The sequence below is a fragment of the Corynebacterium kalidii genome, from assembly GCF_022869005.1.
GTDB classification, from domain to species: domain Bacteria; phylum Actinomycetota; class Actinomycetes; order Mycobacteriales; family Mycobacteriaceae; genus Corynebacterium; species Corynebacterium kalidii.
The window spans coordinates 170,162-192,978 of record NZ_JALIEA010000012.1; the positions used below are offsets into that span (position 1 = coordinate 170,162).

20 protein-coding genes and 2 pseudogenes are annotated in these 22,817 nt (G+C 64.6%); 11 read left to right on the forward strand and 11 right to left on the reverse strand.

The window, feature by feature from the left end; translation table 11 throughout:
• Positions 1-216 precede the first annotated feature (216 nt).
• On the forward strand, positions 217-1,257 hold the full coding sequence (locus MUN33_RS06555; RefSeq protein WP_369414941.1) for a substrate-binding domain-containing protein: 1,041 nt from the start codon (positions 217-219) through the stop codon (positions 1,255-1,257).
• Here MUN33_RS06555 and MUN33_RS06560 read toward each other — a convergent pair.
• From MUN33_RS06560 to MUN33_RS06575, 4 genes are read right to left on the reverse strand one after another with little or no spacing between them, the layout of a single operon-like run.
• Complete coding sequence (locus MUN33_RS06560; RefSeq protein ID WP_244804103.1) at positions 1,234-2,439, reverse strand: ArsB/NhaD family transporter; 1,206 nt, start codon at positions 2,437-2,439, stop codon at positions 1,234-1,236. The two genes, MUN33_RS06555 and MUN33_RS06560, sit on opposite strands and share 24 nt — an antisense overlap.
• Positions 2,439-3,104 (reverse strand): AmiS/UreI family transporter, encoded by a 666-nt coding sequence (locus MUN33_RS06565; protein ID WP_244804104.1) that lies wholly within the window; start codon positions 3,102-3,104, stop codon positions 2,439-2,441. The genes MUN33_RS06560 and MUN33_RS06565 overlap by 1 nt, the downstream gene beginning before the upstream one ends.
• A gap of 27 nt (positions 3,105-3,131) precedes the next feature.
• Complete coding sequence (locus MUN33_RS06570) at positions 3,132-4,556, reverse strand: amidase (RefSeq protein ID WP_244804105.1); 1,425 nt, start codon at positions 4,554-4,556, stop codon at positions 3,132-3,134.
• Positions 4,549-4,731, reverse strand: coding sequence for a hypothetical protein (locus MUN33_RS06575; protein ID WP_244804106.1), 183 nt, complete (start codon positions 4,729-4,731; stop codon positions 4,549-4,551). The genes MUN33_RS06570 and MUN33_RS06575 overlap by 8 nt, the downstream gene beginning before the upstream one ends.
• 612 nt (positions 4,732-5,343) lie before the next feature.
• Between MUN33_RS06575 and lepA the strand changes: the two genes are divergently transcribed.
• The 3 genes from lepA to MUN33_RS06590 are packed head-to-tail and all read left to right on the forward strand — an operon-like array spanning position 5,344 to position 8,708.
• Positions 5,344-7,194, forward strand: a complete 1,851-nt coding sequence (lepA, locus tag MUN33_RS06580) for a translation elongation factor 4 (protein WP_244804107.1) — start codon at positions 5,344-5,346, stop codon at positions 7,192-7,194.
• A gap of 10 nt (positions 7,195-7,204) precedes the next feature.
• Positions 7,205-8,062, forward strand: a complete 858-nt coding sequence (locus MUN33_RS06585) for a DUF4747 family protein (protein WP_244804108.1) — start codon at positions 7,205-7,207, stop codon at positions 8,060-8,062.
• Between the two features lie 46 nt (positions 8,063-8,108).
• Positions 8,109-8,708, forward strand: coding sequence for a hypothetical protein (locus MUN33_RS06590; protein WP_244804109.1), 600 nt, complete (start codon positions 8,109-8,111; stop codon positions 8,706-8,708).
• Between the two features lie 289 nt (positions 8,709-8,997).
• Here the strand turns inward: MUN33_RS06590 and MUN33_RS06595 are convergent.
• The 3 genes and pseudogenes from MUN33_RS06595 to MUN33_RS06605 all read right to left on the reverse strand — a co-directional run bounded on the left by MUN33_RS06595 (position 8,998) and on the right by MUN33_RS06605 (position 10,974).
• Positions 8,998-9,946, reverse strand: a pseudogene (locus MUN33_RS06595) (IS481 family transposase).
• 25 nt (positions 9,947-9,971) lie between these two features.
• Positions 9,972-10,292 (reverse strand): annotated as a pseudogene (locus MUN33_RS06600) (transposase); the annotation flags it as partial.
• A 265-nt stretch (positions 10,293-10,557) separates the two neighbouring features.
• A complete protein-coding gene (locus tag MUN33_RS06605) occupies positions 10,558-10,974 on the reverse strand; it encodes a PTS transporter subunit IIC (protein ID WP_255806593.1) in 417 nt (138 codons plus the stop codon).
• A 147-nt stretch (positions 10,975-11,121) separates the two neighbouring features.
• On the opposite strand from MUN33_RS06605, the gene MUN33_RS06610 reads away from it, so the two are divergent.
• Entirely contained in the window at positions 11,122-12,597 is a 1,476-nt protein-coding gene (locus tag MUN33_RS06610; protein ID WP_244804111.1) for a GntP family permease, read from the forward strand.
• Positions 12,598-12,615: 18 nt separating this feature from the next.
• On the opposite strand, the gene MUN33_RS06615 is transcribed toward MUN33_RS06610, so the two are convergent.
• The 3 genes from MUN33_RS06615 to MUN33_RS06625 all read right to left on the reverse strand — a co-directional run bounded on the left by MUN33_RS06615 (position 12,616) and on the right by MUN33_RS06625 (position 15,355).
• Positions 12,616-13,065 carry a hypothetical protein gene (locus tag MUN33_RS06615; protein WP_244804112.1) on the reverse strand — a complete coding sequence of 150 codons (450 nt, stop codon included), beginning with the start codon at positions 13,063-13,065 and terminating at the stop codon, positions 12,616-12,618.
• A 151-nt stretch (positions 13,066-13,216) separates the two neighbouring features.
• A complete protein-coding gene (locus MUN33_RS06620) occupies positions 13,217-14,047 on the reverse strand; it encodes a phosphoenolpyruvate hydrolase family protein (RefSeq protein ID WP_244804113.1) in 831 nt (276 codons plus the stop codon).
• A gap of 54 nt (positions 14,048-14,101) precedes the next feature.
• Positions 14,102-15,355 (reverse strand): Tm-1-like ATP-binding domain-containing protein, encoded by a 1,254-nt coding sequence (locus MUN33_RS06625; RefSeq protein ID WP_244804114.1) that lies wholly within the window; start codon positions 15,353-15,355, stop codon positions 14,102-14,104.
• A 114-nt stretch (positions 15,356-15,469) separates the two neighbouring features.
• On the opposite strand from MUN33_RS06625, the gene MUN33_RS06630 reads away from it, so the two are divergent.
• Positions 15,470-16,855 (forward strand): aminotransferase-like domain-containing protein, encoded by a 1,386-nt coding sequence (locus tag MUN33_RS06630; protein WP_244804115.1) that lies wholly within the window; start codon positions 15,470-15,472, stop codon positions 16,853-16,855.
• A gap of 441 nt (positions 16,856-17,296) precedes the next feature.
• Positions 17,297-17,881, forward strand: a complete 585-nt coding sequence (locus MUN33_RS06635; RefSeq protein WP_244804116.1) for a hypothetical protein — start codon at positions 17,297-17,299, stop codon at positions 17,879-17,881.
• 91 nt (positions 17,882-17,972) lie between these two features.
• On the opposite strand, the gene MUN33_RS06640 is transcribed toward MUN33_RS06635, so the two are convergent.
• Positions 17,973-18,914 (reverse strand): LysR family transcriptional regulator, encoded by a 942-nt coding sequence (locus MUN33_RS06640; RefSeq protein ID WP_244804117.1) that lies wholly within the window; start codon positions 18,912-18,914, stop codon positions 17,973-17,975.
• A 157-nt stretch (positions 18,915-19,071) separates the two neighbouring features.
• Between MUN33_RS06640 and madL the strand changes: the two genes are divergently transcribed.
• The 4 genes from madL to MUN33_RS06660 are packed head-to-tail and all read left to right on the forward strand — an operon-like array spanning position 19,072 to position 22,816.
• Entirely contained in the window at positions 19,072-19,473 is a 402-nt protein-coding gene (madL, locus tag MUN33_RS06645) for a malonate transporter subunit MadL (protein WP_244804118.1), read from the forward strand.
• A 1-nt stretch (position 19,474) separates the two neighbouring features.
• Positions 19,475-20,248, forward strand: a complete 774-nt coding sequence (gene madM, locus MUN33_RS06650; RefSeq protein WP_244804119.1) for a malonate transporter subunit MadM — start codon at positions 19,475-19,477, stop codon at positions 20,246-20,248.
• A gap of 44 nt (positions 20,249-20,292) precedes the next feature.
• Entirely contained in the window at positions 20,293-21,942 is a 1,650-nt protein-coding gene (mdcA, locus tag MUN33_RS06655) for a malonate decarboxylase subunit alpha (RefSeq protein ID WP_244804120.1), read from the forward strand.
• Between the two features lie 4 nt (positions 21,943-21,946).
• Entirely contained in the window at positions 21,947-22,816 is an 870-nt protein-coding gene (locus tag MUN33_RS06660; protein WP_244804121.1) for a triphosphoribosyl-dephospho-CoA synthase, read from the forward strand.
• Position 22,817 lies beyond the last annotated feature (1 nt).

The window sequence follows — 22,817 nt, forward strand, 5'->3', positions numbered from 1 at the left end:
AGCAGAGTTTCCACGACAAAAGGTCGCTTCGTCCGCCCGGGTGCCTGCCCGGCAGGTGCCGCGCCGGTGGACGGGTCTTCGTTGAACGCGCTCACGGTGGACACCTGTCTCCCCGATCCTTATGTCTTCCACTTCTTATGGGAGGAATACTACGTGACCGTGCGAGGATTCGGTGCTTCCGCTCATACAGGTAGATCGGCGGTCTACCGGATCGGTATCGTCATCCCCCTGCAGGGCGCCGGCGGAATCTTCGGTCCGTCCTGCATGACGGTATGTGAACTGGCGAAGCAGGAGCTCAACGCGGGGCACGGAGTGGGTGGACGGGAAGTCGAGCTCGTCTACATCGACGGAGGGCAGGCCCCACGGGACGTGGTGGCCGAGGTGGTGTCCCTGGTCGACCGTGGGATGGTCGACGCCGTCACCGGCTGGCACATTTCCCCGATCCGCAGGATGCTCGGGCCGGCACTGCGCGGGCGGATACCGTACGTGTACACGTCCCTGTTCGAGGGAGGGGACACGACCCGAGGGGTCTACTGCACCGGTGAAGTTCCTGAGCAGCAGATCTTTCCCGCCCTGAGATGGCTCAGGGATGTCGCCGGCCTGCGCCGGTGGCACCTCGTCGGCGCCCGGTACGTGTGGCCGTTGCGCTCAGCGGCGAAGATCCGGGGTGCGGCGGCGGCACTGGACATCGAGATCGTCGGGATGGATTTCGTGAAGATGGGTGACGGTGCACAGCCGGGGCTCACCCGGGCTGTCAGTGCGTCCGGCTGTGACGCGGTCCTGATGCTGTTCGTGGGGCAGGACGCGGTGGACTTCAACCGTTCCTTCGCCGCAGCCGGACTGGACACCACGATCACCCGCTACAGCCCGCTGATGGAGGAGAATATGCTGCTGGCCAGTGGTGCCGGGGCGACGTCGAACTTGTTCGTCTCCGCCTCCTTCTTCCGGAGCCTGGCCAGCAGGGAGTCCCTTGACTTCGTGGGACGTTACGTCGAGGCGCACGGGCCCGTGGCGCCGGCCCTGAACAACATGGCGGAGTCCTGCTATCAAGGGATCCAGACGTTGGCCGAGCTCGCCCGCCGGGCAGACGGTATCACCGTCGCTGATTTCGACATGGCCATCGACGGGCTCAGTTTCGATGGTCCCCGTGGGCCGGTGCAGTTCGCGGGAAACCAGGCGACACAGCAGATCAACCTGGCCATGGCCGACGTCTTCGACTTCGAGGTACTGACCTCATTCCCCCCAGGGCAGAAATGAGATGGCGGCGACGGGTCCGACGACTGCCAGGGGAGCGAGCACGAGACCCACGTAGATGAAAGTCCGCCATGGAACGGGGATCGCCGCCCGTCGTAGTTGATCCGCCCAGAGCACAGTGGCCAACGATGCCCACGGAGTGATGACCGGTCCGGCGTTGACGCCAACCAGGAGCGACATGAGGCTGGCCGCTGTGCCTGCAGCGGGTTCCAGGGCGAGGTACGCGGGGATGTTGTTCACGATGTTCGACAGAATTCCGCCAGCGGCAGACACCGACATCAGTTCCATGAACGAGGAGCCGAAACCCGGTGCCGGGGTTGCGGTCTGGAAGGCGTCCCTCACCAGTGCGTCCGCCCCAGTGGAGTGTATGGAGGCGGCGACGGTCGACAGCACCGTGATCAACGCCAGGGACGACCACGGAACCAACGCGGAGGTCAGCGACCTCCGGTGGACAGGGTGCCGCAGGAAAAGCGCGATGAGAGCCCCCGCCGCGACTGTACTGCTCAACCAGAACGGTACCGGGGACGCCAGCAGCGGCAGCAGCAGAACCAGTACGACGAGGGACGCCCGTAGCACCGGGGACGTTGTTCCGGCGACGGAGTCCGTCGTGGTCGGAGAGGGATCTGCGGACATCCTGAGGGCGATGGCTGACGCAGCCAGCGCAAGGACCAGGGCGACCGTCGCAGGTACCCATGACAGAGCCATGTAATGGGACTGGCTGTCGATGACGTCCCCCGACACCGCCAGCAGATTGGTCAGGTTGGAGACAGGTAACAGCAGCGAGCCAAGGTTCGCCACCCACACCACACCGAGCGCCAGGGCAGTGACATTGACACCGGTATGGCGGGCCAGGGCGATAACGAGCGGGGTGATCAACAGGACGGTCGTGTCCAGGGAGAGGAAGATGGTGGACACCACTGCCAGCGACATGGACACCGCCCATGTCCACCAACGCCTCGCGGTGGGCCCCAGGGCACCGGCCCTGACGGTCACCCGGCGGGTGACCGCGGTGAACACCCCGGCGTCGGCAGCGAGGTTGACCACCACGGACATGGCTGTTACGAAGACGAGGATCGGCGCGAGACGGGCAGCGAGGAACACCGCCGCCTGCGGGTCCCTCCACACAAGGTGGACCGCAGCGGCGGTGATCACTGCTCCGGCGGCGAGCCACCCTGTCCGCTGCATCAGCCGGGGGATCCAGGGGCGGCGGAAAGGACGTGCTCACCACCGGGACGATCCTTGGCACCGGCCCGTGGCCGCCGGCGGGGCGTGAGCGACAGCGAGCCGTAGGCGATGACGCCCAGGAGCTGAGCGGCCGCTACGGCCCACACCGGAGTACGGTCCCAGGCGCCGTCGATCATGAGGAGCCCCGGCAGCGTCGCACTGGTCACCGCCAGCCAGATCGACAGCACACCGGCTGCACGACCCAGGTGCGCACGGTCAGTGAGCAACGCCAGCGCGAACGCGAAGAACAGGACGGTCCACGCCAACCAGAGCCAGCCCATCCTCACGGCCTCGTACATATTCACGGCGGCCAGGACGGCGGCGACCAGCGCCGACCATCCACAGTAGACGCCGAGACTGCGGCCGTCGGTCCGCAACAGGGACTGACCTGCCACTCCCAGGTACGTGAAGCTGAAGAGCACGAACCCAGCCGCCGAGTACAGCGGAATCCTCGTCTGCCCCGTGAGACCCCCGGCCTCGACGACGCTGGCAGCGGCGGCGGCGAGTAGCAGGGCCCCGACAAGGACATTCGCCGGTACCCCTGCTCGACCATCGAGCAGGCCGCAGAACGTCAGCCCGTTGATGAGCAGTACGGCGCCCACGAAAAGTAGTGCGACACTGGTCATGGTCAGCCTCCGAGAAGAGGGTGGACGTCAGGCCCCGGTGGGGGCACGACGTCCTTCCATCGGGTCGGAGGCTTCGACCTGCGCAGCGACGCGGAAGAGCGTTTCCTCGTCGAAAGCGCGACCGATGAGCTGCATCCCGACAGGGAGCCCTTCATTCAGCCCGGCGGGCACCGTGAGCGCGGGAAGTCCGGTGAGGTTGCTGGGGCCGGTGAACCGGATGAAGTTGTCGATGAGGTCGACATCCTTGCCATTGAGATCGGCAACGGATGAGCCGATGTCCGGGGGCATCACCGGGAGGGTGGGGGCGATGATCACGTCGACGTCCTGCAACGCCGCCGCGAAGTCCTGTTTGATCGCGCGCCGTAGCTGTTGTGCCTGCAGGTAGTCGACGGAGGAGAACAACTCGCCGAGCTCGAACAGGAAGAGGATGTCCTCGCCGAAGTCTTCCGGCCGGTCGACGACATCCTTGTGGTGGATCGCCGAGGCTTCGGAGAGGCTCGTCGCCAGTTCCGTCCACTCGGAGTGGGCGAGGGCCGGAATGGAGACCTTCTTCACCGTTGCGCCCCGTTCTTCCAGTGCCGCGATCTGTGCGCGGACCAGCGATTCCACGGTGGAGTCGACATTGTGGAAGAAGTAGTCCTCCTCCACTCCGATGACGAGTCCTTCCACGCCTTGCCCGAGGGAAGCGCTGTAGTCTCCCACCGGGACGTCCACGGAGGTGGGGTCCCGGTGGTCGAACCCGGCGATCGCCTGGAGTACGGCGGCGGCGTCCGCCACGCTCTTCGACATGGGTCCGATGTGGTCGAGGGTCCAGGCCAGCGGGAAGCAGCCGTACTTGGCGACCCGCCCGTGCGTCGGCTTCAGTCCGACGAGCCCGCATGCGGAGGAGGGGATACGGATCGAACCGGCCGTGTCGGTGCCCAGCGTGCTGAAGGACATGTCGGAGGCCACGGCAGCACCCGACCCGCCGGAGGAGCCACCGGGGACCTTGTCCAGGTTCCACGGGTTGTGCACCGCACCGAAGTGGGGGCTGTTGTTGTCGATCCCCCAGGCGTATTCGTGCATGTTGAGTTTCCCGGTGATCACGACCCCGGCTTCGCGCAGTTTGGTGACGACGGTGGCGTCGTCGTCGGAGACGAAGTCCTGGTGGATTCTGGAGGCCATCGTGGTGACCTCGCCGGCGAGGTAGAGGTTGTCCTTGATGGCCATGGGGACACCATGCAGCGGCCCGCGGTGGTTGCCGGATTCGATCTCTTCGTCCGCCCGGGCAGCTTCGGCGAGTGCGAGGTCGTCGCGGAAGCTGATGTAGGCGTTGACGGTGTCGTTGAGGCTGTGCGCGTGGTCGAGGAGAGCTTGTGTGGCTTCCACGGAGGTGACCTGGCGAGTCCGGATGAGTTCGCCGATCTCGGTGGCGGTCTTCTTCAACAGTGACTGCGTGGTGGTGTTACTCATTGTGGTCGCCTCCCGGGATATTGCGCAGCGCGATGTCGGCGTCGTCGAGGCCGACGGTGGTGTAGTCGGGCTTGAGTTCCTGGATCTCGGCCCACTTGGCTTCGAGCTTGTCGAGGTGTTCGGCCGTGGGATTGACTCCCTTGGCTGCGAGAACACTCTGGATGGACGGGGTCATGGTCTACCTCCATGGGAGAGCTGACGTATGAAAATGTTTCAGATGAAACTAATTGGCAGCGTACGTGGCCTGGGTCACACCCGCAATGGAGCTACCTGCTTTTGGGGGTAATATGATCGGTGTTGTCGCTGGTGAGGGGCTTGAGGTGTGCGAGCGTCGCGTGGGGCGACCCTTGCATATCCAGTGGAAACAGTTGCGAGGGGCCCGTACCCTGGTTGCATGGCAGATGGCCTGAAAGCCGCGGGCGGGACGAGTCGTGGTGTCGGCTGAGGCTCGGACGTCGTATCGGACGAATCAACAGGTTCTGATGCGGCGATGCAGGACCCCTCGGACGGGGAACTGCCCGTTGTGGGTGGGAACGTTGTATGACCGGCTCGTATGCCCAAGGCTTCGCAGGACGCGTTCGTTAACTCGTGCGCGTAGGCGAAGTGGCATCCGTAGATGGCTGCTCTCGAGTGCTTCCTTCCGTCCGAGCCTTGCGCTCAGCGTACGTCGACTCTGGTCGGCCTATACGACTCCAACTCACGCCCCACGGCACGGTAGACTCGGCCTGATATCTTCCTGCCGCGGCGATCCACGGCGGGACCATGCACCACCAGGAGGACGACACCCATGGCCCCCAAGCAGAAGAACTACGCCCGCGAGACGTTCACTGACCCCTCGCGGATCCGGAACTTCTGCATCATCGCGCACATCGACCACGGCAAGTCCACCCTGGCCGACCGCATCCTGCAGATGTCGGGGGTCATCGACGACCGTGACATGCGCGACCAGTACCTCGACAACATGGACATCGAGCGCGAGCGCGGGATCACGATCAAGGCGCAGAACGTCCGGCTGCCGTGGGTGCCGAGGAACGGTGCGCACAAGGACGAGGAGCTGGTGCTCCACTTGATCGACACGCCCGGCCACGTGGACTTCACCTACGAAGTCTCCCGTGCGCTGGAGGCGTGTGAGGGGGCGATCCTGCTGGTCGACGCCGCACAGGGCATTGAGGCGCAGACGCTGGCGAACCTGTACCTGGCGATGGAGAAGGACCTGGAGATCATCCCGGTCCTCAACAAGATCGACCTGCCGGCCGCGGACCCGGACAAGTACTCCCTGGAGATTGCGAACATCATTGGCTGCGAGCCGGAGGACGTCATGCGTATCTCGGCGAAGACCGGTGAGGGCATCCCGGACATGATCGACAAGGTCTGTGAGCTCGTCCCTGCCCCAGAGGGCGATCAGGACGCACCGGCCCGCGCACTGATCTTCGACTCGGTCTACGACATCTTCCGTGGCGTGGTTACCTACATCCGCATGATGGACGGCACCCTGGAGCCGCGACAGAAGATCGAGATGATGTCCACCGGTGCCACGCATGAGGCGCAGGAGGTCGGCATCATCTCCCCGCAGCCGGAAAAGTCGAAGGGCCTGGGTGTGGGTGAGGTGGGCTACATCATCACCGGCGCGAAGGACGTCCGCCAATCGAAGGTGGGTGACACGGTCACCTGGGCAGTCAACGGCGCTGACGAGCCGCTGACGGGATACCGCGAGCCGACGCCGATGGTGTACTCGGGTCTGTTCCCGATCTCGGCGAACCAGTACCCGGAGTTGCGTGAGGCGATCGAGAAGCTGCAGTTGAACGACGCGTCCCTGACGTTTGAGCCGGAGACGTCGACGGCGCTGGGCTTCGGTTTCCGCTGCGGATTCCTGGGCCTGCTGCACATGGAGATCACGCGTGACCGTCTGGAGCGCGAGTTCGACCTGGACCTGATCTCCACCGCACCGTCGGTGGTCTACCGTGTGGTGGGGGAGGACGGGACGGAGCTGCATGTCCAGAACCCGTCTGACTGGCCCGAAGGCAAGCTGCGTGAGGTCTACGAGCCGATGGTGGATCTGACAGTGATCGTGCCGGAGGAGTTCCTGGGCGGGACGATGGAGCTGTGCCAGTCGAAGCGTGGGCAGATGAAGAACATGGACTTCCTGTCGACGGACCGTGTGGAGCTGCGTTACCGGATGCCGCTCGGTGAGATCGTGTTCGACTTCTTCGACATGCTGAAGTCCCGGACGAAGGGGTATGCCTCGCTGAACTACGAGGAGAACGGCGAGCAGGAGGCTGACCTGGTGAAGGTGGACATCCTGCTGCAGGGTGAGCCGGTGGATGCGTTCAGCGCGATCGTGCACCGAGATCACGCTCTGCACTACGGCAACAAGATGACGAAGAAGCTCAAGGAGCTGATCCCTCGTCAGCAGTTCGAGGTACCGGTGCAGGCAGCGATCGGTTCGAAGATCATCGCGCGTGAGAATATCCGCGCTTTGCGCAAGGACGTGCTTTCCAAGTGCTACGGTGGCGACATCTCACGTAAGAAGAAGCTGCTGGAGAAGCAGAAAGAAGGCAAGAAGCGCATGAAGTCCATCGGGTCGGTGTCCGTCCCTCAGGAAGCGTTTGTTGCAGCGCTGTCAACGGATGAAGGGTAATTTAATTTAAATGACGAACAAATGGACCTTTGTTCTGGCCGAGTATGTCATCCATGGACATCTTGAAGAAGAAGAAGATTTTAACTACCTCGCCATGATGGAAAAAATTTCTACTGTTCCGGCACAGAGTAGGGTTATTGATCAGAAGGACTCTCAGGGGAGAGTAAACCGATCGGTTATGATTGAAAATATTACTAGAGGAGAGAACGTTTGGCTAATGGAATACGTTCAAGTTGACGGCGTTGACAACGTTGAAGTGTGGAACCCGCGTGTTGGATACACTACGGAATCCATTGACCTTCCTGGACAAGTAGCAAAACGAGGCTGGCTGTTAATAGATCCTCGAAAAAGAAGAATATACCACAGTCGCTCCAAGAATAAAATACCGCTTTCGGAGATGATGAACTACCTAGAGGAGGTTGCGAGGGGGCAGTATAAGCAAGGGCTCACCATTGACTATACGCCAGCCATAGACGAATCATTCATGCAATCAATACTCGCGTACGATATTATCCGAAAGGTCAATATCACAATATCGGAGCCGAATTACGACTGGGCCGACGCGAATGATCTGAAAGCGCAAGCCCAGCCGTCGGATGCGTCGCGGGTGGGCGTCGAATATGAGGCTGCTCCTGGAGGGACGTTGAATCATACAGCTGGAGTGCTTCCTTCACTCGAAGAAGAGTTAAACAAGGAAACACCCTCAGTTTCCGGAATTAAGGCAGAGGTTAGGAATGAGGGAGATTCCGGTACGACAACTCTCAATGATAGGAACAGTAGAAAGAAGAGGATTGTTTCAACTTCGGTTAGCGGTATCGGAGTCGATCTTCTTAGGGTCGCTGAAAAGATAATTAAGAAGGGTGAATGAGTTTTACATGGGCTAGGCGAGATATTAGGTTACGGGGAGGGTAATAGTGAATATCGGTACCGCGCTGGGAACCGCGCTGGGAAAGTGCTTTTCGTCACCGAATGGGTTTTTCTCAAGTGAAGTGTTGCCGAGGAGATCTCTACTCTTTCTGCGAGATCGCCATATCCGCATTGGCTTATTTCTGGGGGCTTTGCTCGCAGTATTGCTGATGTTATTTTCTAGAGGTGGAAATCTCGACGTAGCGCGGGCTTCTGATACGGCCAAAGATTTCTTTCAGGTGTCGGTACCCACTACTTTTACTGCGGCTGCTATTATTCTTTCCGTCGTAGGGGCGCGTTTGCTGAAGGTCCTATCCCAGCCCAGTGAAAATCATTTGAAGAATAGACCAAGCAAGTTTGATGAGTTAGCTTTTGCTATGCTATGGGCGGTCACTTGCAATGTGCTAAGTTTCTTCACTTTTTTAGTTTTCTCTACCTCTTTCAATGAGTCTTTGCGTTTCTCAATGATTAGCTGGTTCAGTTTAGACTTCCTTGCCGTTCTCTTTTCTTGCGTGCTCGTTACGGTATCATTTTCGATGTTGATGAATATGGTTGATGTGGTTATGCAGGTGGCAAAGTATGCACTGAAGGTTGAAATGGACAAGTAGGCTAGTTTGTTTTAGATCGACTGTATGCGCCTAGTGAATCGTGACTGAACACCATAGAGCGGAAATAAGGGCTTGGTCCAAGATGCGGGTCGGAGCTTGCCGAATGGCTATGGCTCGTAGCCCTTCGATGAGAGACACCTGCGCTGGGAATGCCGACGAGTCTAGTTGTAACCAGTGCACCACCGGAACGTTTCCCCGGCGGCACCCCAACTGGTTGTCAAACGTCTCGTCGTCCTAGAAAACCCCGGCTTGAGAGCAGTGCTGAGCGACTCGGGCTAGGTGTACCCGGTCAGGAGGTTGGTTCCAGTCGACTTATCGGTTGGAGGCCCCTCAGGGCTGAGTGGCAGCGCCCAGTGTTGTAGAACTCGAGCCAGGGCGTAAGCGCTTGTGTGCGTTCCGAGTTCGTGGCGTAGGGGGCGCCGGTGCGCCCACTCGGTTTGCAAGGTCCGGTTGAAGCGTTCGACTTTTCCATTCTGCCAAGGGCAGTGCGGACGTATGAACCTTTGCCTGATCCCGTGATCGGCGCAGACCTGACGCAGCGAGTACCGGTACACCCACGCGTTATCAGTGATCAGACGCTCGATCCGGGTGATCCCGTGCTCGGCGAAGTACGCGCTCGCACGCTCCAAGAACGCCGCGCAGGTCATACCCTTCTCGTCGGGGAGCACCGCGGAGTACGCGAGCCGCGAATGGTCATCGACCAGAGAGTGCACGTAGTCTTAACCGACCGGTCGCGTGCGTTGGTAGGTCTGTTCTCGCCGTGATCTGCCGTGCGATTTCCAGCCACCGCCATCAGGGATGCGACCGAGTTTCTTCACGTCCATGTGGACCAGCTCCCCGGGCCGGTCGCGCTCGTATCGGATCGCGGTGGTCTTGGATGCGCGGATCGGTTCCCCAGTCATCGGATCGAGATGAGCCAGGTGCGGTATGCCGTGCCGGGCGAGGATCCGCGATGCCGTTCGAGGCGACACTCCCACGCGACGGGCGATCTCGTCACGATTCACACGTTCATCGCCCCGAAGCTGGATGACCGATTGTTCGAGGTGCACCGATGTTCGTAAGGGCGAGGTACGGGGTCTTGAAGAACGATCCTCCAAACCTGCCAGGCCCTCGACCCTGTAGCGGCTGATCCAGCGTGCCACGTACCGCCGGGAGATTCCCATTGCGGCAGCGATGTGGGCCTGTTTCCAACCCTGCTGGTGGCGTTCGATGATCAGTCGCCTACAGGCGGGGGTCAGTCTGGCATTACGGGCTCTTCGCGATTCACAGTGCGTTGATCTGGTCCTTCAGCTGTCCCGAATGGAACAGTGACCTCAAGATGTAGTGGTCAAGATTTCGGAACCCCAATGCGATACCGCGCAGGTGCTCCAGTCTCCCGTTGACCGCCTCGACGGGCCCGTCCGACGCTCCGACGTCGGAATACGCCAGGATGTCAGCCCGACGGCGCCACAATGTACGCCCGAACTGCGCCAGCTCCTCCAACCCCTTCGGGAGTCCTTTACGCAGCGTGTCGATCAACTCGGCCATCAACTTGTTGCCCCGTGACTTGTCCGGGACACCGTACGCGGCAATGACATCCTGGTAGAAACCGCCTCGCAGGTTCCGAAGGTTCAACCGAGGCCTCGTCGGCACCGTCCTCCGTAGTCGCTGAGTCCTCCACCTTCTTCTCCCGCCGACCGATCATGAACGAGGCGGCGTAGGTCACCAGGACCGCGGCAACCAGTCCGATGATGATGGCCGTTTGACCGCCACCCTGGTTGAGGTAGCCCAGGAACAGACCAGTCACGCCGAAGTCCGCGTCGGAGAACGTCGAGTCCGACAGTCCCACGTCGCCGAGGACGGGCAGCAGCTACAGTGGCAGGAATGTGATGGCCAGGCCGTTGACGAAGGCGCCGAGCACCGCGCCGCGCCGTCCACCGACACCGTTGCCGATCACGCCGGAGGCACCACCGGTCATGAAGTGTGCGATCACGCCCGGGACCACGATCGTCGTCCCTGCCATCGCCATGATGCCCATGCCCAGCAGGCCTCTGACGAAACTCGACAGGAAACCGATGAGCACCGCATTCGGTGCGAAGGTGAAGGTGATCGGGACGTCCAGTGCTGGCTTGGCGTCCTTTACCAGGCGCTCACTGATGCCCTTGAACGCCGGGACGATCTCGCCCAGCACCACGCGCACGCCGGCGAGGATGATGAAGACACCGGCGGAGAATGTCGCGCTCTGTATCGGGCCAGCTCGTTGATTCAGACCTTGATTGGGTTTCAACGGGCGCCTATTTGCTACGTGACGCCATCAGAGGCGGTTGTCACGCATCGACGAAGACGCAGCTTGGCCTCTGGGACGTCCTGCCGCCCGACCCTTACCCCTCCGCGCCTCAGGCTCCCGCGATCTCCCGGAGTAAACTACCCTCCCATGACTGATTCACCTGCTTATCTAGTTGGGGTGTTGGCGGTCTCGATCATCCTGCTGATCTTCCTGATCAACTGGCGGACGAAACTGCACCCCTTCCTCGCCCTGACCGTGGTCTCCTTCGTCGCGGCCGTCGGTGCCGGCCTGCCCATGGCCGACATCCCGGAGACCCTCATCGACGGTGCCGGTGGGACGCTGGGGGAGACCGGCCTGGTGGTCTTCCTCGGAGCTATGCTGGGACGCCTGCTCGCCGACTCCGGTGCCGTCGGACGCATCGCCGACCTCGTCGTCGACCACAGCTCCCCGCGCACCGCTCCCTGGGTGATGACCGCGGTGGCCTTCCTCATCGGCATCCCGATGTTCTTCGAGGTCGGCCTCGTCGTCCTCATGCCCGTCATCTACGGTGTCGCACTACGCCTCGACGTCGCCGCCGGTCGTCCGAAGACGTGGTACCTGAAGATCCTCATCCCCGCGATCGCTGCGCTGAGCTGCCTGCACGGAATGCTCCCGCCACACCCGGGGCCGACCATCGCCGTCAACGGTCTGGACGCGAATATCGGCTTGACCATCGGTTTGGGTCTGCTGTGCGCCGTCCCCGCCGTCATCCTGTCCGGCCCGGTCTACGCACACCTCATCGCCCCGCGCATCTCCCTGGAACCGGAGGACAAGCTGGTGCGGCAGTACACCGGCACCACCGTGGAACAGATGCAGATCGCCGCCCGTACCGCCACGCCGGACGCCACGTCCGGCGCCGTGGACACCGCCGAACCCGACGCCGCACCCCGGACGGGGACGGAGTCCGGCCACGTCCTGCGCCCGGTCCCGACCTGGCTGGCGTTCGTGTGCGTCCTGGTACCGGTCGTCCTCATGCTCTTCGAGACCGTGGTCGACCTCGTCGCCCCGGAATCGGCGCTGAAGACCCCGGCCGCCTTCCTCGGTGAACCGGTGATCGCGATGTTCGTCGGCGTGCTCTTCGCCGCGGTCGTCCTGTCGGCCTCGGCGAAGATGAGCGGCGCGGACGTCAAGGCGTCCTTCGGCAGCTCCCTGGGCTCGGTCGCCGGGGTGGCGTTGATCATCGCCGGCGGCGGCATGTTCAACTCCGTGCTGAAGACCTCCGACATCAACGACGCCATCGTGGACGTGGTCTCCGGCTTCGACATGAACCTGATCCTGCTCGGCTGGCTGATCGGGCTGACCCTGTCGTTCTGCACCGGGTCGGCGACGGTCGGCATCGTCAGCGCGACCGGGATCCTCGCCCCACTCGTGGCCGGCATGCCGCCGGCGTACGTGTCCCTGGTGGTCATCGCCATCGGGTCAGGTTCGGTCGGGCTGAACTGGGTGAACCACGCCGGTTTCTGGTTCGTCAAGGAGTCCTTCGGGATGACCCTGGGCCAGGCCACCAAAACCCACATGACCGTGCAGACCCTGGTGTCGGTCTTCGGCCTGCTGATGGCGCTGCTGGTCTCCGTCTTCGTGTAAGAGCGGGCGCGGGCACCCTCAGCAGCGCCGGACCTGCACGGCGACGCCCCCGTCGTCGTACTCGAAGACGTTCGTGGTGACATGCAGCAGCGTGTCCGGCACCGGCATGACCGCCTCGGTCGGGACGCCGTCGACCATGCGCATCTGGCGCGGTAGGGCCTCGACGAGCATGTCGACGACTGGCCTGAACACCTGTTCGTGGACCCGGGGATCGGCCAGCAGGTCCGCACGTACGACTCCACGCAATGGTTCCTCGATGAACTCGACGTCCAGCACCATCGACTCGGGGACGGGCGTCCACAGGGAGGCGGCGAAGTCCGTCGGCGCCAGGGCCTGGAGGACGGCGTACCGGTCCTCTTCCGTACCCGTCAGCGCGTAGAGCCGTCCGGCGACGCGTTGGACGAGCCCGGTCACGGGGGAGACGTAGGCCCAGAAGTTGGCGCAGAGTTCGGTGGGGTCAGTGGTCATCGGGGCCTCCCGGGGTTGTGCGTTGTCACGGTTCACCGACACCGTACGACGGTCGCCGGACATCCCCGGGCACACCGGACCGCACCGTCGAACACCTGTGTGGCGCTGCGGGCTGAGCGCCGGTCCCGTCGGGTCAGTCAGGCCAGTCAGGTCAATCCCGACGGAAGGTGACCGCCTTGAAGTCCTCGGTCTGCCTCCGGATTCCGGTCTCGGCGGGGAAGCGCTCGATTGACGACGCACCGTAGAAGCCGACGATGCCGTCGGTGTGGTCCAGGATGTACTGCGCGTCCGACGGTTCGGCGATCGGCCCACCGTGGCACAGACACAGGATGTCCGGGTTCACCGACCGCGCGGCGTCGGCCAGTTCCTGCACTTTCACCGCGGCGTCGCTGAGGCTCATCGCGGTCTGCGCGCCGATCGTCCCCGACGTCGTCAGGCCCATGTGCGGCACCAGGATGTCGGCACCCGCCCGCGCCATGTCCCTGGCCTGCTCTGTGTCGAAGACGTACGGGGAGGTGATCAGGTCCAGCTCGTGGGCGGCCTTGACCATGTCGACCTCCAGCCCGTAGCTCATGCCGGTCTCCTCGAGGTTGGCACGGAACGTGCCGTCGATCAGGCCGACCGTGGGGAAGTTCTGTACACCGGCGAAGCCGGCGTCCTTGACCTGCTGCAGGAACCGCGGCATCGAGCGGAACGGGTCGGTGCCGTTCACCCCGGCGAGCACCGGGGTGTGCCGGACCACGGGCAGGACCTCGCGGGCCATGTCCATGACGATCTCGTTGGCGTCGCCGTAGGCCAGCAGGCCGGACAGCGAGCCACGTCCGGCCATGCGGAACCGTCCGGAGTTGTAGATGACCAGCAGGTCGATGCCGCCGGCCTCGGCAGACTTCGCGGTGATGCCGGTGCCGGCACCACCGCCGATGATCGGTGTTCCTGCGGCGACCTGGTGACGGAACCGGTCGAGGATCTCCTGGCGTGACATGGTGTTCTCCTTCGTGTCTGTGGGGGACTGTGTGCCGGTGCCCGGCATACTCTGTCAGTTTCCGGTGATGCGGCGGTGCAGGGCCTCGGCCATCGTTCGGCCGAAGCCGGCGTCGTTGACGGCCAGGTCGAGTTCCCGGACGGCCACCGGGGTGCCGTCCAGTCCGTCGCGCAGGGCGGTGAACAGGGCGTCGTCGGCGGTCGCGTCGCGGAACGCCTGTCCGTCCACGTCGATACCGCTGACCCCGCGCAGGGGCAGGAACAGTTCGGCGGGGCCGGTGGCCGCGGCGAGTTTCGAGGCGATCCGGCGGCCGAGCTCGGCCATCTCGTCGGCCGAGGTACGCATCAGCGTGACGGTGGGGTTGTGGACGTGGAGGGTGCGGTCGTCGAACGCGGACGGTACGGTGCCGCGCGGTCCGAAGTTCACCATGTCCAGCGCCCCGACGCTCACGACCTGGGGGACACCGGCCGCACCGGCGGCCTCCAGCCTGTCCGGGCCGGCACTGAGCACACCGCCGACTAGGTCGTCGGCGAGCTCGGTGGTGGTCAGGTCGCAGACCCCGGCGAGGAAACCGGAGGAGACCAGCTTCTCCATCGCCCGCCCGCCGGCACCGGTGGCGTGGAACACCAGCACCTCGTACCCCAGGTCGGTGAGCGTGGCCCGCGCCTCGTCGGCGGCCGGGGTGGTCAGCCCGAACATCGTCACGCCGACCAGTGGCCGGTGGTCCTCGGTGGGGGCGGTTAGCCGGGTACCGTAGGCCGCCGCCATGCCGGCGATGGCCGCGCACGCGTTGCCGAGCACCATCGTCGACACCGAGTTGATCCCGGCGATGTCCACGACGGAATACATCAGGGTCACGTCGGACTCACCGACGTACGGGGCGACATCCCCCGAGGCCATGGTGGAGACCAGCAGCTTCGGGAACCCGACCGGGAGGGCCTGCATGGCGGGTGCGGCGACGGAGGAGCCGCTGGACCCGCCGATCGACAGGAACCCCTGGATCCGTCCGGCCGCCGCCAGGTCCGCGACGACGACGGCGGCACCACGCCCCATCACGTCCATCATCTCCCCGCGGTCGCGCCGGGCACGCAGCGCGGCGGCGTCCTCCCCGGCCGCGGCGATGACCTCGTCGGAGGTCACGTCGGCGCCGATCCCGCCGGCCCCGGCGTCCACACCGTCCCCGCCGGACGGGAAGGACCCGACGTCGATGACGACCACCTCCGTCCCGTGCTCGTGCAGCCGCGCGCGCAGCCAGCTGAACTCCTCCTGTTTCGTGTCGAGGGTCCCCAGCAGGGCGACAGTGGTCATGGTGTGCTCCTTCATGGTCGGTTCCCCTGACCGTAGGTGTGCTTCGGCTCACGCCGCTGTGCCAATTCCGGGGCAATGGTCCATTCCGCCGGCTGGGGGACGATACTGGGAGCCATGGCACCCAGGATGGACGCGGCGGAACTCAGCCGTATGCTCGGTGACTGGGCCCGCCCCGGCACCCGGCTCCCGGACGCTCTGGCGGCGGCGCTGCTCGAACTCATCGACGCCGGCTTCGCCCCGGCGGGCAGCGTCCTGCCGTCCCAGCGGGACTGTGCCGCCGCCCTCGGGGTCTCGCGCGGCACCGTCGCCGTGGCTTTCGCCGACCTGGAGGCCCGCGGCTACCTGGCGTCCGCCGTGGGGTCGGGGACCAGGATCCGCTCGGGGAGGGCGCTGGCGGCGACCGACGGGCGGCTGTTCTCCTTCACCGGCACCGCCCCCGGCGTCATCGACCTGTCGACCGGGGCACTCCCGGCCTCCGGGGTGGTGCGCGACCTGCTGGGCGCCGGGCCGGTGGGCCTGTCCGGGATCGGGGACTACCTGGACACCGACGGGTACTTCCCGGCCGGCCTACCGGTACTGCGGCAGGCGGTCGCCGACCGGCTGACCCGCGACGGCATCCCTACCGTCCCCCAGCAGGTCCTGGTCACCAACGGTGCACAGCAGGCGACGTTCCTCGCGATGCGCAGCCTGGTATCCCCCGGCGACACGGTGGCGGTCGAGGACCCCACCTACCGCGGTGGACTGGGTGCGCTACGGCTCCTCGGGGCGCAGGTGCAGGGAATCCCGGTCGGACGGGACGGCCTGGACACTGCCTTGCTGGGACGTGCCGTGGCGCGGCACCCAGCGATGCTCTACTGCCAGACCGGGGTCCACAACCCCACGGGGACCACGATGACCGACGCGGTCCGCCGGGAGATCGGCACGGTCACCGCACGGGAGGACGTCCCGGTGGTCGAGGACTGCTGCTCCTACGACCTGACCTGTGACGGCAGGGTCGCCTCCACATTGGCCGGACACGTCGATGATGAGCTGTTGGTGATGGTCGGGACCCTGTCGAAGCTGTTCTGGGGAGGGCTGCGCATCGGGTGGGTGCGGGCGGACCGGACGCGTATCCGCCAGATCCTGGAGCTGCGCAAGGCCGAGGACCTCGCCACACCGGTGATGAGCCAGCTGGTCGCCACCCGACTCCTGGAGCATGCCGGGGAGGCGCGCCGGGAACGACGGGAGATGCTGTCCTCGAGGTTGCGCAGTACCGGGGAAGTCGTGCACGAGGTCTTCCCCGACTGGACGTGGCGGCCGGTGCACGGCGGCACCGGCCTATGGGTCGACACCGGTCAGGACGCCCTGGCACTGGCGGAGGAGGCGAAGCGGGTGCAGGTCCGCCTGGTCGCCGGGCCGAGTTTCTCGCCGCACGACGGCCAACGCACCATGCTGCGGCTGCCACTGTGGCATGAACCCGAGGTGCTCCGCGAGGCGATGGGGCGTATCAGCGGAGGGTAGGGGAGGGCGGCGCCGGTGGGGTAGGAGGTACTGAGGTGGCGCTACACCGTTGCGGTGCACCGGGGGTGCCTGCGGGCGGCAGTGTTCGAAGGTTCTGCGAGGTGACAGGGGCAGTGCTCCCCAGGGAACGGGAGAAACACGTGCATTAGTCGTTTTTCGGTCTCGATGAGCAACGCCAAAGGATCGGTACGGTGGACACGGACACGCTGCCGCTATTCTCCACGTGTTAGAACAGTATGTCTTTCTCGGATCGACCCGACGGGCATGGCGCAGTGCTGCACGATCACCGGGCGACGGCCGAGTGGCGGGATGGACGTGGACTGTGTCGACCTCGCAGTCGTCTGGAGGTCGCACAGCGTAACTGCTTGGGGCGCGGCAGCTGTCGAACAACTGTGTGGACCGTAGGCGGTGGCGTCTGTCCATATGCTTACTGTCCGATTCATGAAGTACATCGGTACCGTAAGCGCAGCGCCTGTGGAAACCCCGGACTGGACAGAGACCCGGATCCAGATCGAGGGGCTGCCTCGGGGGTGCAATCTCCTGGTGAAGTGGGCTGACGGCCGCGCAGCCGCGGCGTTGACGCAGTTGACGGTGGGCACCCAGATCATCTTTGCGGCACGGGAAGGTACTTTCGCCCGACGTTCGGCGACAGTGATCGAAGTCTGGGGTGTCTTCTTCGATCTCGTCTCGCCCCGGTTCCTCAGTCCGCGACGGATCTACGACAGGTTCGGCAAGAGACCGATGCGGATCGAGGGGAGGGTAGTCGAGATTCCGGACCTATGGGATCGTGCCGCTGGTCAGCGGGCGGAAGTCAGCGTGGTGACCCGCGAAGGACTGGAGATAGTCTCGCGGTGGGACGGTGAATGTGCCGATCACCTGGTCATGCTCGCAGACAGGGGAGACACGCTAGCTTTCACTGCACTGGAAGCGTCCTTCGAACTGTTGTGGACGTGGAATGAGGAGCGCACGCAGAAGTTCCGGGTGCCGGTCGTCACAGGGGTGTCCTTCCGGCTCCGGGACCTCTGACGGAATGTCCGGACGGTACGGGGGCGTCCCACGGTGGTCTTTGTGCGTCGGGCCGCGACAGATCGGTGCCTCCGACGGTGGTGAGCATGGCTCAGGCGGATGTATGCGATCCGTGCACTAGTCCGGCATTGCCCTCGAACAGCGCGCTCAGCTCGCGGAGAACACTCCGGACATGAGGCGGGAGGCGCCGACCGGCCATGCGGACCATTCCGATCTCACGGACGGCCGGCCTCCCGTCCGGCCGGAGAATCGGGACCGACACGACACCGGTCGCGTCCGCCATGACCGCCGGAAGAATGCAGAGTCCGACGCCTGCCTGCACAAACGATCTCAGGGTATGTGAATTGTCCGACTCCACGGTGATGTCCGGTGCAATCCCGGACTCGGCGCACAGTTCATCGGCGAACTGCCTGGTCGTGTAGTGTGCGTCCATCGCCACGAAATTCTCGTCGGCGACCTCCTCCAAGCGTACCGAGGACTGGTCTGCGCACCTGTGGCCGTCGGGGACGACAAGGTGGAACGGCTGATGTGCGAGGAACGTCCAGTTGTATATCCTCCCGGTGGGCCGGGGCCCCACGATCACCGCGTCCAGGTCCGCCGCCTCCAGCTGTGTGAGCAGCGAACTCGCCGACCCCTCCGACACGCTGAGGCTCACCGGCGACCGTGTGTCGGCGAGGAGCGGGGCGATACGCCCGGACAGCGACCGGAGGGCGCCCAGGCGTACCGGCCTGGCGTCCCGTTCATCCAAGACCTGTTCCAGCGACGACTCGAACACGCTGAGAGCATCTGTCGCCGCATTGGCCAGGGCGTGGCCTTCCTGGGTCAGTGCCACACCGCGGCCCACCCGGTGGAGTAGAGGGACGGAGAGTTCCGCTTCCCACCGCATCACCATGCGGCTCAGGGCTGGCTGGGACAGGCCCTGCAGGTGGGCGGTCTGCGTCAGCGTGGTTCCCCGACCCAGTTCGCGGAGTACCGGAAGTGCGCCAGTCAATACGGCGATCTGGGAGGACGTCGGCGTCGCAGGAACTGTCACGGTGGAGCCTCCTCGGGGAGCGGTGCGAATCAATGCAGATGTGCATGAGTCGGTCATTTTTCATATTGGACCAGAAAACTACCCCGGGTGCAAAGTGGGACGCAGGTCACATCTGGAACGTGAGATATGACAGACCACTACATCAACCGGAGGCAGAATGATTATCTACGGTACGGCGATCCTCGCCGCGTGCGTGCTGGTGGGGAAGGCGATCGGCACCTTGCTGGGGCAACTACTTGGAGTCGATGCGGACGTCGGAGGCGTCGGGTTCGCGATGATCGTGCTGCTCCTGGTCACTGGCTGGCTCCGCAGCAGGCGGTATCTGCCGAGAGTCACAGAGCGCGGCGTCCTGTTCTGGTCGGGAATCTACATCCCCATCGTCGTGGCCATGGCCATGACCCAGAACGTACGGAGCGCCGTGGACGGAGGAGTCATGGCGATCGCCGCAGGCGTGGTCGTGTTGATCGCCTCACTGGCACTGGTCCCCGCCGTCGCCAAAATAGGCCCGGTCTCAGAGCCCCTTCCCCCGTTGACCGACAAGGAAGACGAGGAAGCCTGACATGAGCGACATCATCGACACGATCACCACCCTCATCGAGGACAACGCGCTCCTGTTCGCTTTCGCCCTGGTCGGCCTGGTCATGCTCGTCGGCGGGTGGATAGGACGGACCCTCACCCGTGGACACGTCGCCGGTTCGGCCGTGGCGATCCTCCTCGGTCTCGTCCTCGCCTACCTCGGGGGCCTGCAGTCCGGCGGGGACAAGGGCCTCGCGGACCTCAGTCTCTTCAGCGGTCTCGCCCTCATGGGCGGTTCGATGCTGAGGGACTTCGCCATCGTCGCCACCGCGTACGGCGTCGATGTCCGCGAACTGAAGAAGGCAGGGCCCGCGGGCGTCATCTCCCTCATCTTCGGAATGGTCGTCTCCTTCGTCGTCGGGGCGGGAGTGGCACTCGCGTTCGGCTACAACGACGCGGAGTCGTTGGCGACCATCGGCGCCGGTGCCGCGACATACATCGTTGGCCCGGTCACCGGCACGGCTGTGGGGGCATCCTCCGAGGTCATCGCGTTGTCCGTGGCGGTGGGACTGGTGAAGTCCATGCTCGCCATGATCGCGGCACCGCTCGTCGCCCGTTGGATCGGACTGGACAACCCGAAGTCGGCGATGGCTTTCGGCGGATTGCTCGGCACCACCTCGGGGGTCACCGGTGGCCTCGCCGCCATCGACAAGCGTCTGGTCCCCTACGGCGCGGTGACCTCCAGCCTCTACACCGGCCTGGGCTGTCTCCTCGGCCCGTCCGTCTTCTACTTCCTCTTCCGTGCCCTGTTCGGCTGACCGGACCGATCGGCTCAGCATCACCCAAACGACAAGGAATACCCATGACAGACAACACCACACTCTGGGACACCGGCCGCAGAGACAAAGCGGAGAGACTGCGCCAGGCAGCGGGCCTGGCCACCGGGAAAATTGTTCCGACCGGTTCGACCGTCGATCTCCTCCACGCCGTGATGCGACCGGGCGACCGCGTCGCCCTGGAGGGGAACAACCAGAAGCAGGCGGACTTCCTGTCCCGGGCGTTGGCGCAGGTCGACCCCGAACGAATCCATGACCTGCACATGCTGTTCTCCTCGATCGCCAGGCCGGAGCATCTCGACATCTTCGAGGACGGTATCGCCCGTAAGGTCGACTTCGCGTTCTCCGGGCCACAGTCCGCCCGCGTCGCCCAGCTCGTCGATGACGGGACCCTCCAAGTCGGGGCGATCCACACCTACCTGGAACTCTACTCGCGGATGTACCTCGACCTGGCGCCGAAAGTGGCTCTCGTCGCCGCCGTCTCCGCCGACCGCGACGGCAACCTGTACACCGGTCCGAACACCGAGGACACCCCCACGATCACCGAAGCGACGGCCTTCCGATCCGGCATCGTCATCGCCCAGGTCAACGAGATCGTCGACAAGGTCCCCCGTGTCGACGTACCGGGTGACTGGGTGGACTTCATCGTCGAGGCCGACCGACCGTTCGAGGTGGAGCCCCTCTTCACCCGCGACCCACGCGATCTCACCGATGTCCATGTCCTCCTGGCGATGCTCACCATCAGGGGCGTCTACGAACGTCACCAGGTCACGTCACTGAACCACGGCGTCGGCCTGGATACCGCCGCCATCGAACTGCTGCTGCCGACCTACGGGGAACAACTCGGACTCAAAGGCAGGATCTGCACGCACTGGGCCCTGAACCCGCACCCGAACCTCATCCCCGCCATCGAGAGCGGCTGGGTCGAGCAGATCTCCGCCTTCGGCGGGGAAGTGGGGATGAGCCGGTATGTCGCCGCACGTCCCGACATCTTCGCCACCGGTCCTGACGGCAGTCTGCGATCCAACAGAATGGCGGCACAGTCCGCCGGGCTGTACGCCACCGACATGTTCGTCGGCTCCACACTCCAGGTGGACCCGGAGGGGAATTCGTCGACGGTGATCCAGGGACGGCTCGCCGGGTTCGGCGGTGCACCGAACCTCGGTGCTGACTCACGAGGCCGTCGTCATTCCTCGCCGGCCTGGTTCGACCTCTCGGAGGGGCGCGGACAACTCGGTGTGGAACGTGGACGCAAACTGGTAGTCCAGATCGCGGAGACCTTCAACGCAGGCTCGGAGCCCAAGTTCGTCGAACAGCTCGATGCTGTGGCCGTCGGCGACAACGCCGGCATGGACCTGGCGCCGGTGATGGTCTACGGCGACGATCTCACCCACCTCGTCTCCGAGGTCGGGGTCGGCTACCTCTACAAGGCACAGAGTCTCGATGAACGCCGACGGGTGGTCTCGGCTCTCGCCGGGGTGACCCCGGTGGGACGGCGGTCCACACCTGAGGAGGTCGATGCGTTGCGTCGCGACGGCCTTCTCGCCCTCCCCGCCGATATCGGTGTTCGTCCGGCGGAGGCGAACCGAAGCCTCCTGGCGGCTCACTCCATCGACGAACTCGTCGACTGGTCCGGGGGCTTGTACGATCCGCCCGCGAAGTTCCGGAGTTGGTGACTCCATGACAACTACGCTCACGACGACACGCTCCCGGTCCTCGGCGGTACGCAGGGGCCTCTCCGCGCAGATCGCTACATCGGCGGTCGCTGCCCTGGTCTCGGAAGTCCGGCTGCGCGGAAAACCGGGCCTGGTCGGGCCCGACGGGACACGTGGACACACGGACATGGACTGCGCCCTCATGTGCCGGTCCGCCAACGTCCTGCAGCCCACGTTCCATGCACTCGCCGGTCACGGGGCACGGCTCCCGGTCGGGCAGGAGTTGCGCGACACCCTCGGCCTGGTCGGGCGCCGTGGCGAGGCGGAGATGATGCTTGCCACCGGCGGTGTCAACACACACCGGGGTGCCATCTGGAACCTGGGGCTGATGGTCACCGCCACGGCGGGGCTGCGCGCCGCGGGCTCCCCGGCCACCGTCGGCGCCGTGACCCGGCGCGCGGGCGAGATCGCCTCGCTGAACGACAGCGCCGTCGACCTCGGGCAGCGACCGGGGGCGCGTGCCCGCCACAGGTACGGGGTGGGAGGCGCTGTCTCGGAGGCCGCCAACGGATTCCCGCATGTCCGGGCGATAACGCGTGCTGTGCGCACCGCGCGTGAGGACGGTTTCAGCCGGGACGACGCCAGCCTGGTCGGTCTCCTCACCTCCATGAGCAGCCTTGACGACACCTGTCTCCTCCACCGGGGTGGGCGCGTGGCACTGGAGATGGTCCGCGAGGCATCCACCCGGATTCTGGAGGACGCCCTCTGCACCGGGTCCCTCGACCAGGACGCCCTCGCACGCCTGGACGCCCGGATGACCGAACGCAGGCTCTCACCCGGCGGTAGCGCTGACCTGCTGGCCTGTGCACTATTTCTGACGACGAAGGACAACTGAC

Bases quoted from the DNA above. Each gene is read 5' to 3' on its own strand.
- MUN33_RS06560 (WP_244804103.1), bottom strand. From the start codon at position 2,439: ATGCAGCGGACAGGGTGGCTCGCCGCCGGAGCAGTGATCACCGCCGCT.
- MUN33_RS06565 (WP_244804104.1), bottom strand. From the start codon at position 3,104: ATGACCAGTGTCGCACTACTTTTCGTGGGCGCCGTACTGCTCATCAAC.
- MUN33_RS06570 (WP_244804105.1), bottom strand. From the start codon at position 4,556: ATGAGTAACACCACCACGCAGTCACTGTTGAAGAAGACCGCCACCGAG.
- MUN33_RS06575 (WP_244804106.1), bottom strand. From the start codon at position 4,731: ATGACCCCGTCCATCCAGAGTGTTCTCGCAGCCAAGGGAGTCAATCCC.
- lepA (WP_244804107.1), top strand. From the start codon at position 5,344: ATGGCCCCCAAGCAGAAGAACTACGCCCGCGAGACGTTCACTGACCCC.
- MUN33_RS06585 (WP_244804108.1), top strand. From the start codon at position 7,205: ATGACGAACAAATGGACCTTTGTTCTGGCCGAGTATGTCATCCATGGA.
- MUN33_RS06610 (WP_244804111.1), top strand. From the start codon at position 11,122: ATGACTGATTCACCTGCTTATCTAGTTGGGGTGTTGGCGGTCTCGATC.
- MUN33_RS06615 (WP_244804112.1), bottom strand. From the start codon at position 13,065: ATGACCACTGACCCCACCGAACTCTGCGCCAACTTCTGGGCCTACGTC.
- MUN33_RS06620 (WP_244804113.1), bottom strand. From the start codon at position 14,047: ATGTCACGCCAGGAGATCCTCGACCGGTTCCGTCACCAGGTCGCCGCA.
- MUN33_RS06625 (WP_244804114.1), bottom strand. From the start codon at position 15,355: ATGACCACTGTCGCCCTGCTGGGGACCCTCGACACGAAACAGGAGGAG.
- MUN33_RS06630 (WP_244804115.1), top strand. From the start codon at position 15,470: ATGGCACCCAGGATGGACGCGGCGGAACTCAGCCGTATGCTCGGTGAC.
- MUN33_RS06635 (WP_244804116.1), top strand. From the start codon at position 17,297: ATGAAGTACATCGGTACCGTAAGCGCAGCGCCTGTGGAAACCCCGGAC.
- madL (WP_244804118.1), top strand. From the start codon at position 19,072: ATGATTATCTACGGTACGGCGATCCTCGCCGCGTGCGTGCTGGTGGGG.
- madM (WP_244804119.1), top strand. From the start codon at position 19,475: ATGAGCGACATCATCGACACGATCACCACCCTCATCGAGGACAACGCG.
- mdcA (WP_244804120.1), top strand. From the start codon at position 20,293: ATGACAGACAACACCACACTCTGGGACACCGGCCGCAGAGACAAAGCG.
- MUN33_RS06660 (WP_244804121.1), top strand. From the start codon at position 21,947: ATGACAACTACGCTCACGACGACACGCTCCCGGTCCTCGGCGGTACGC.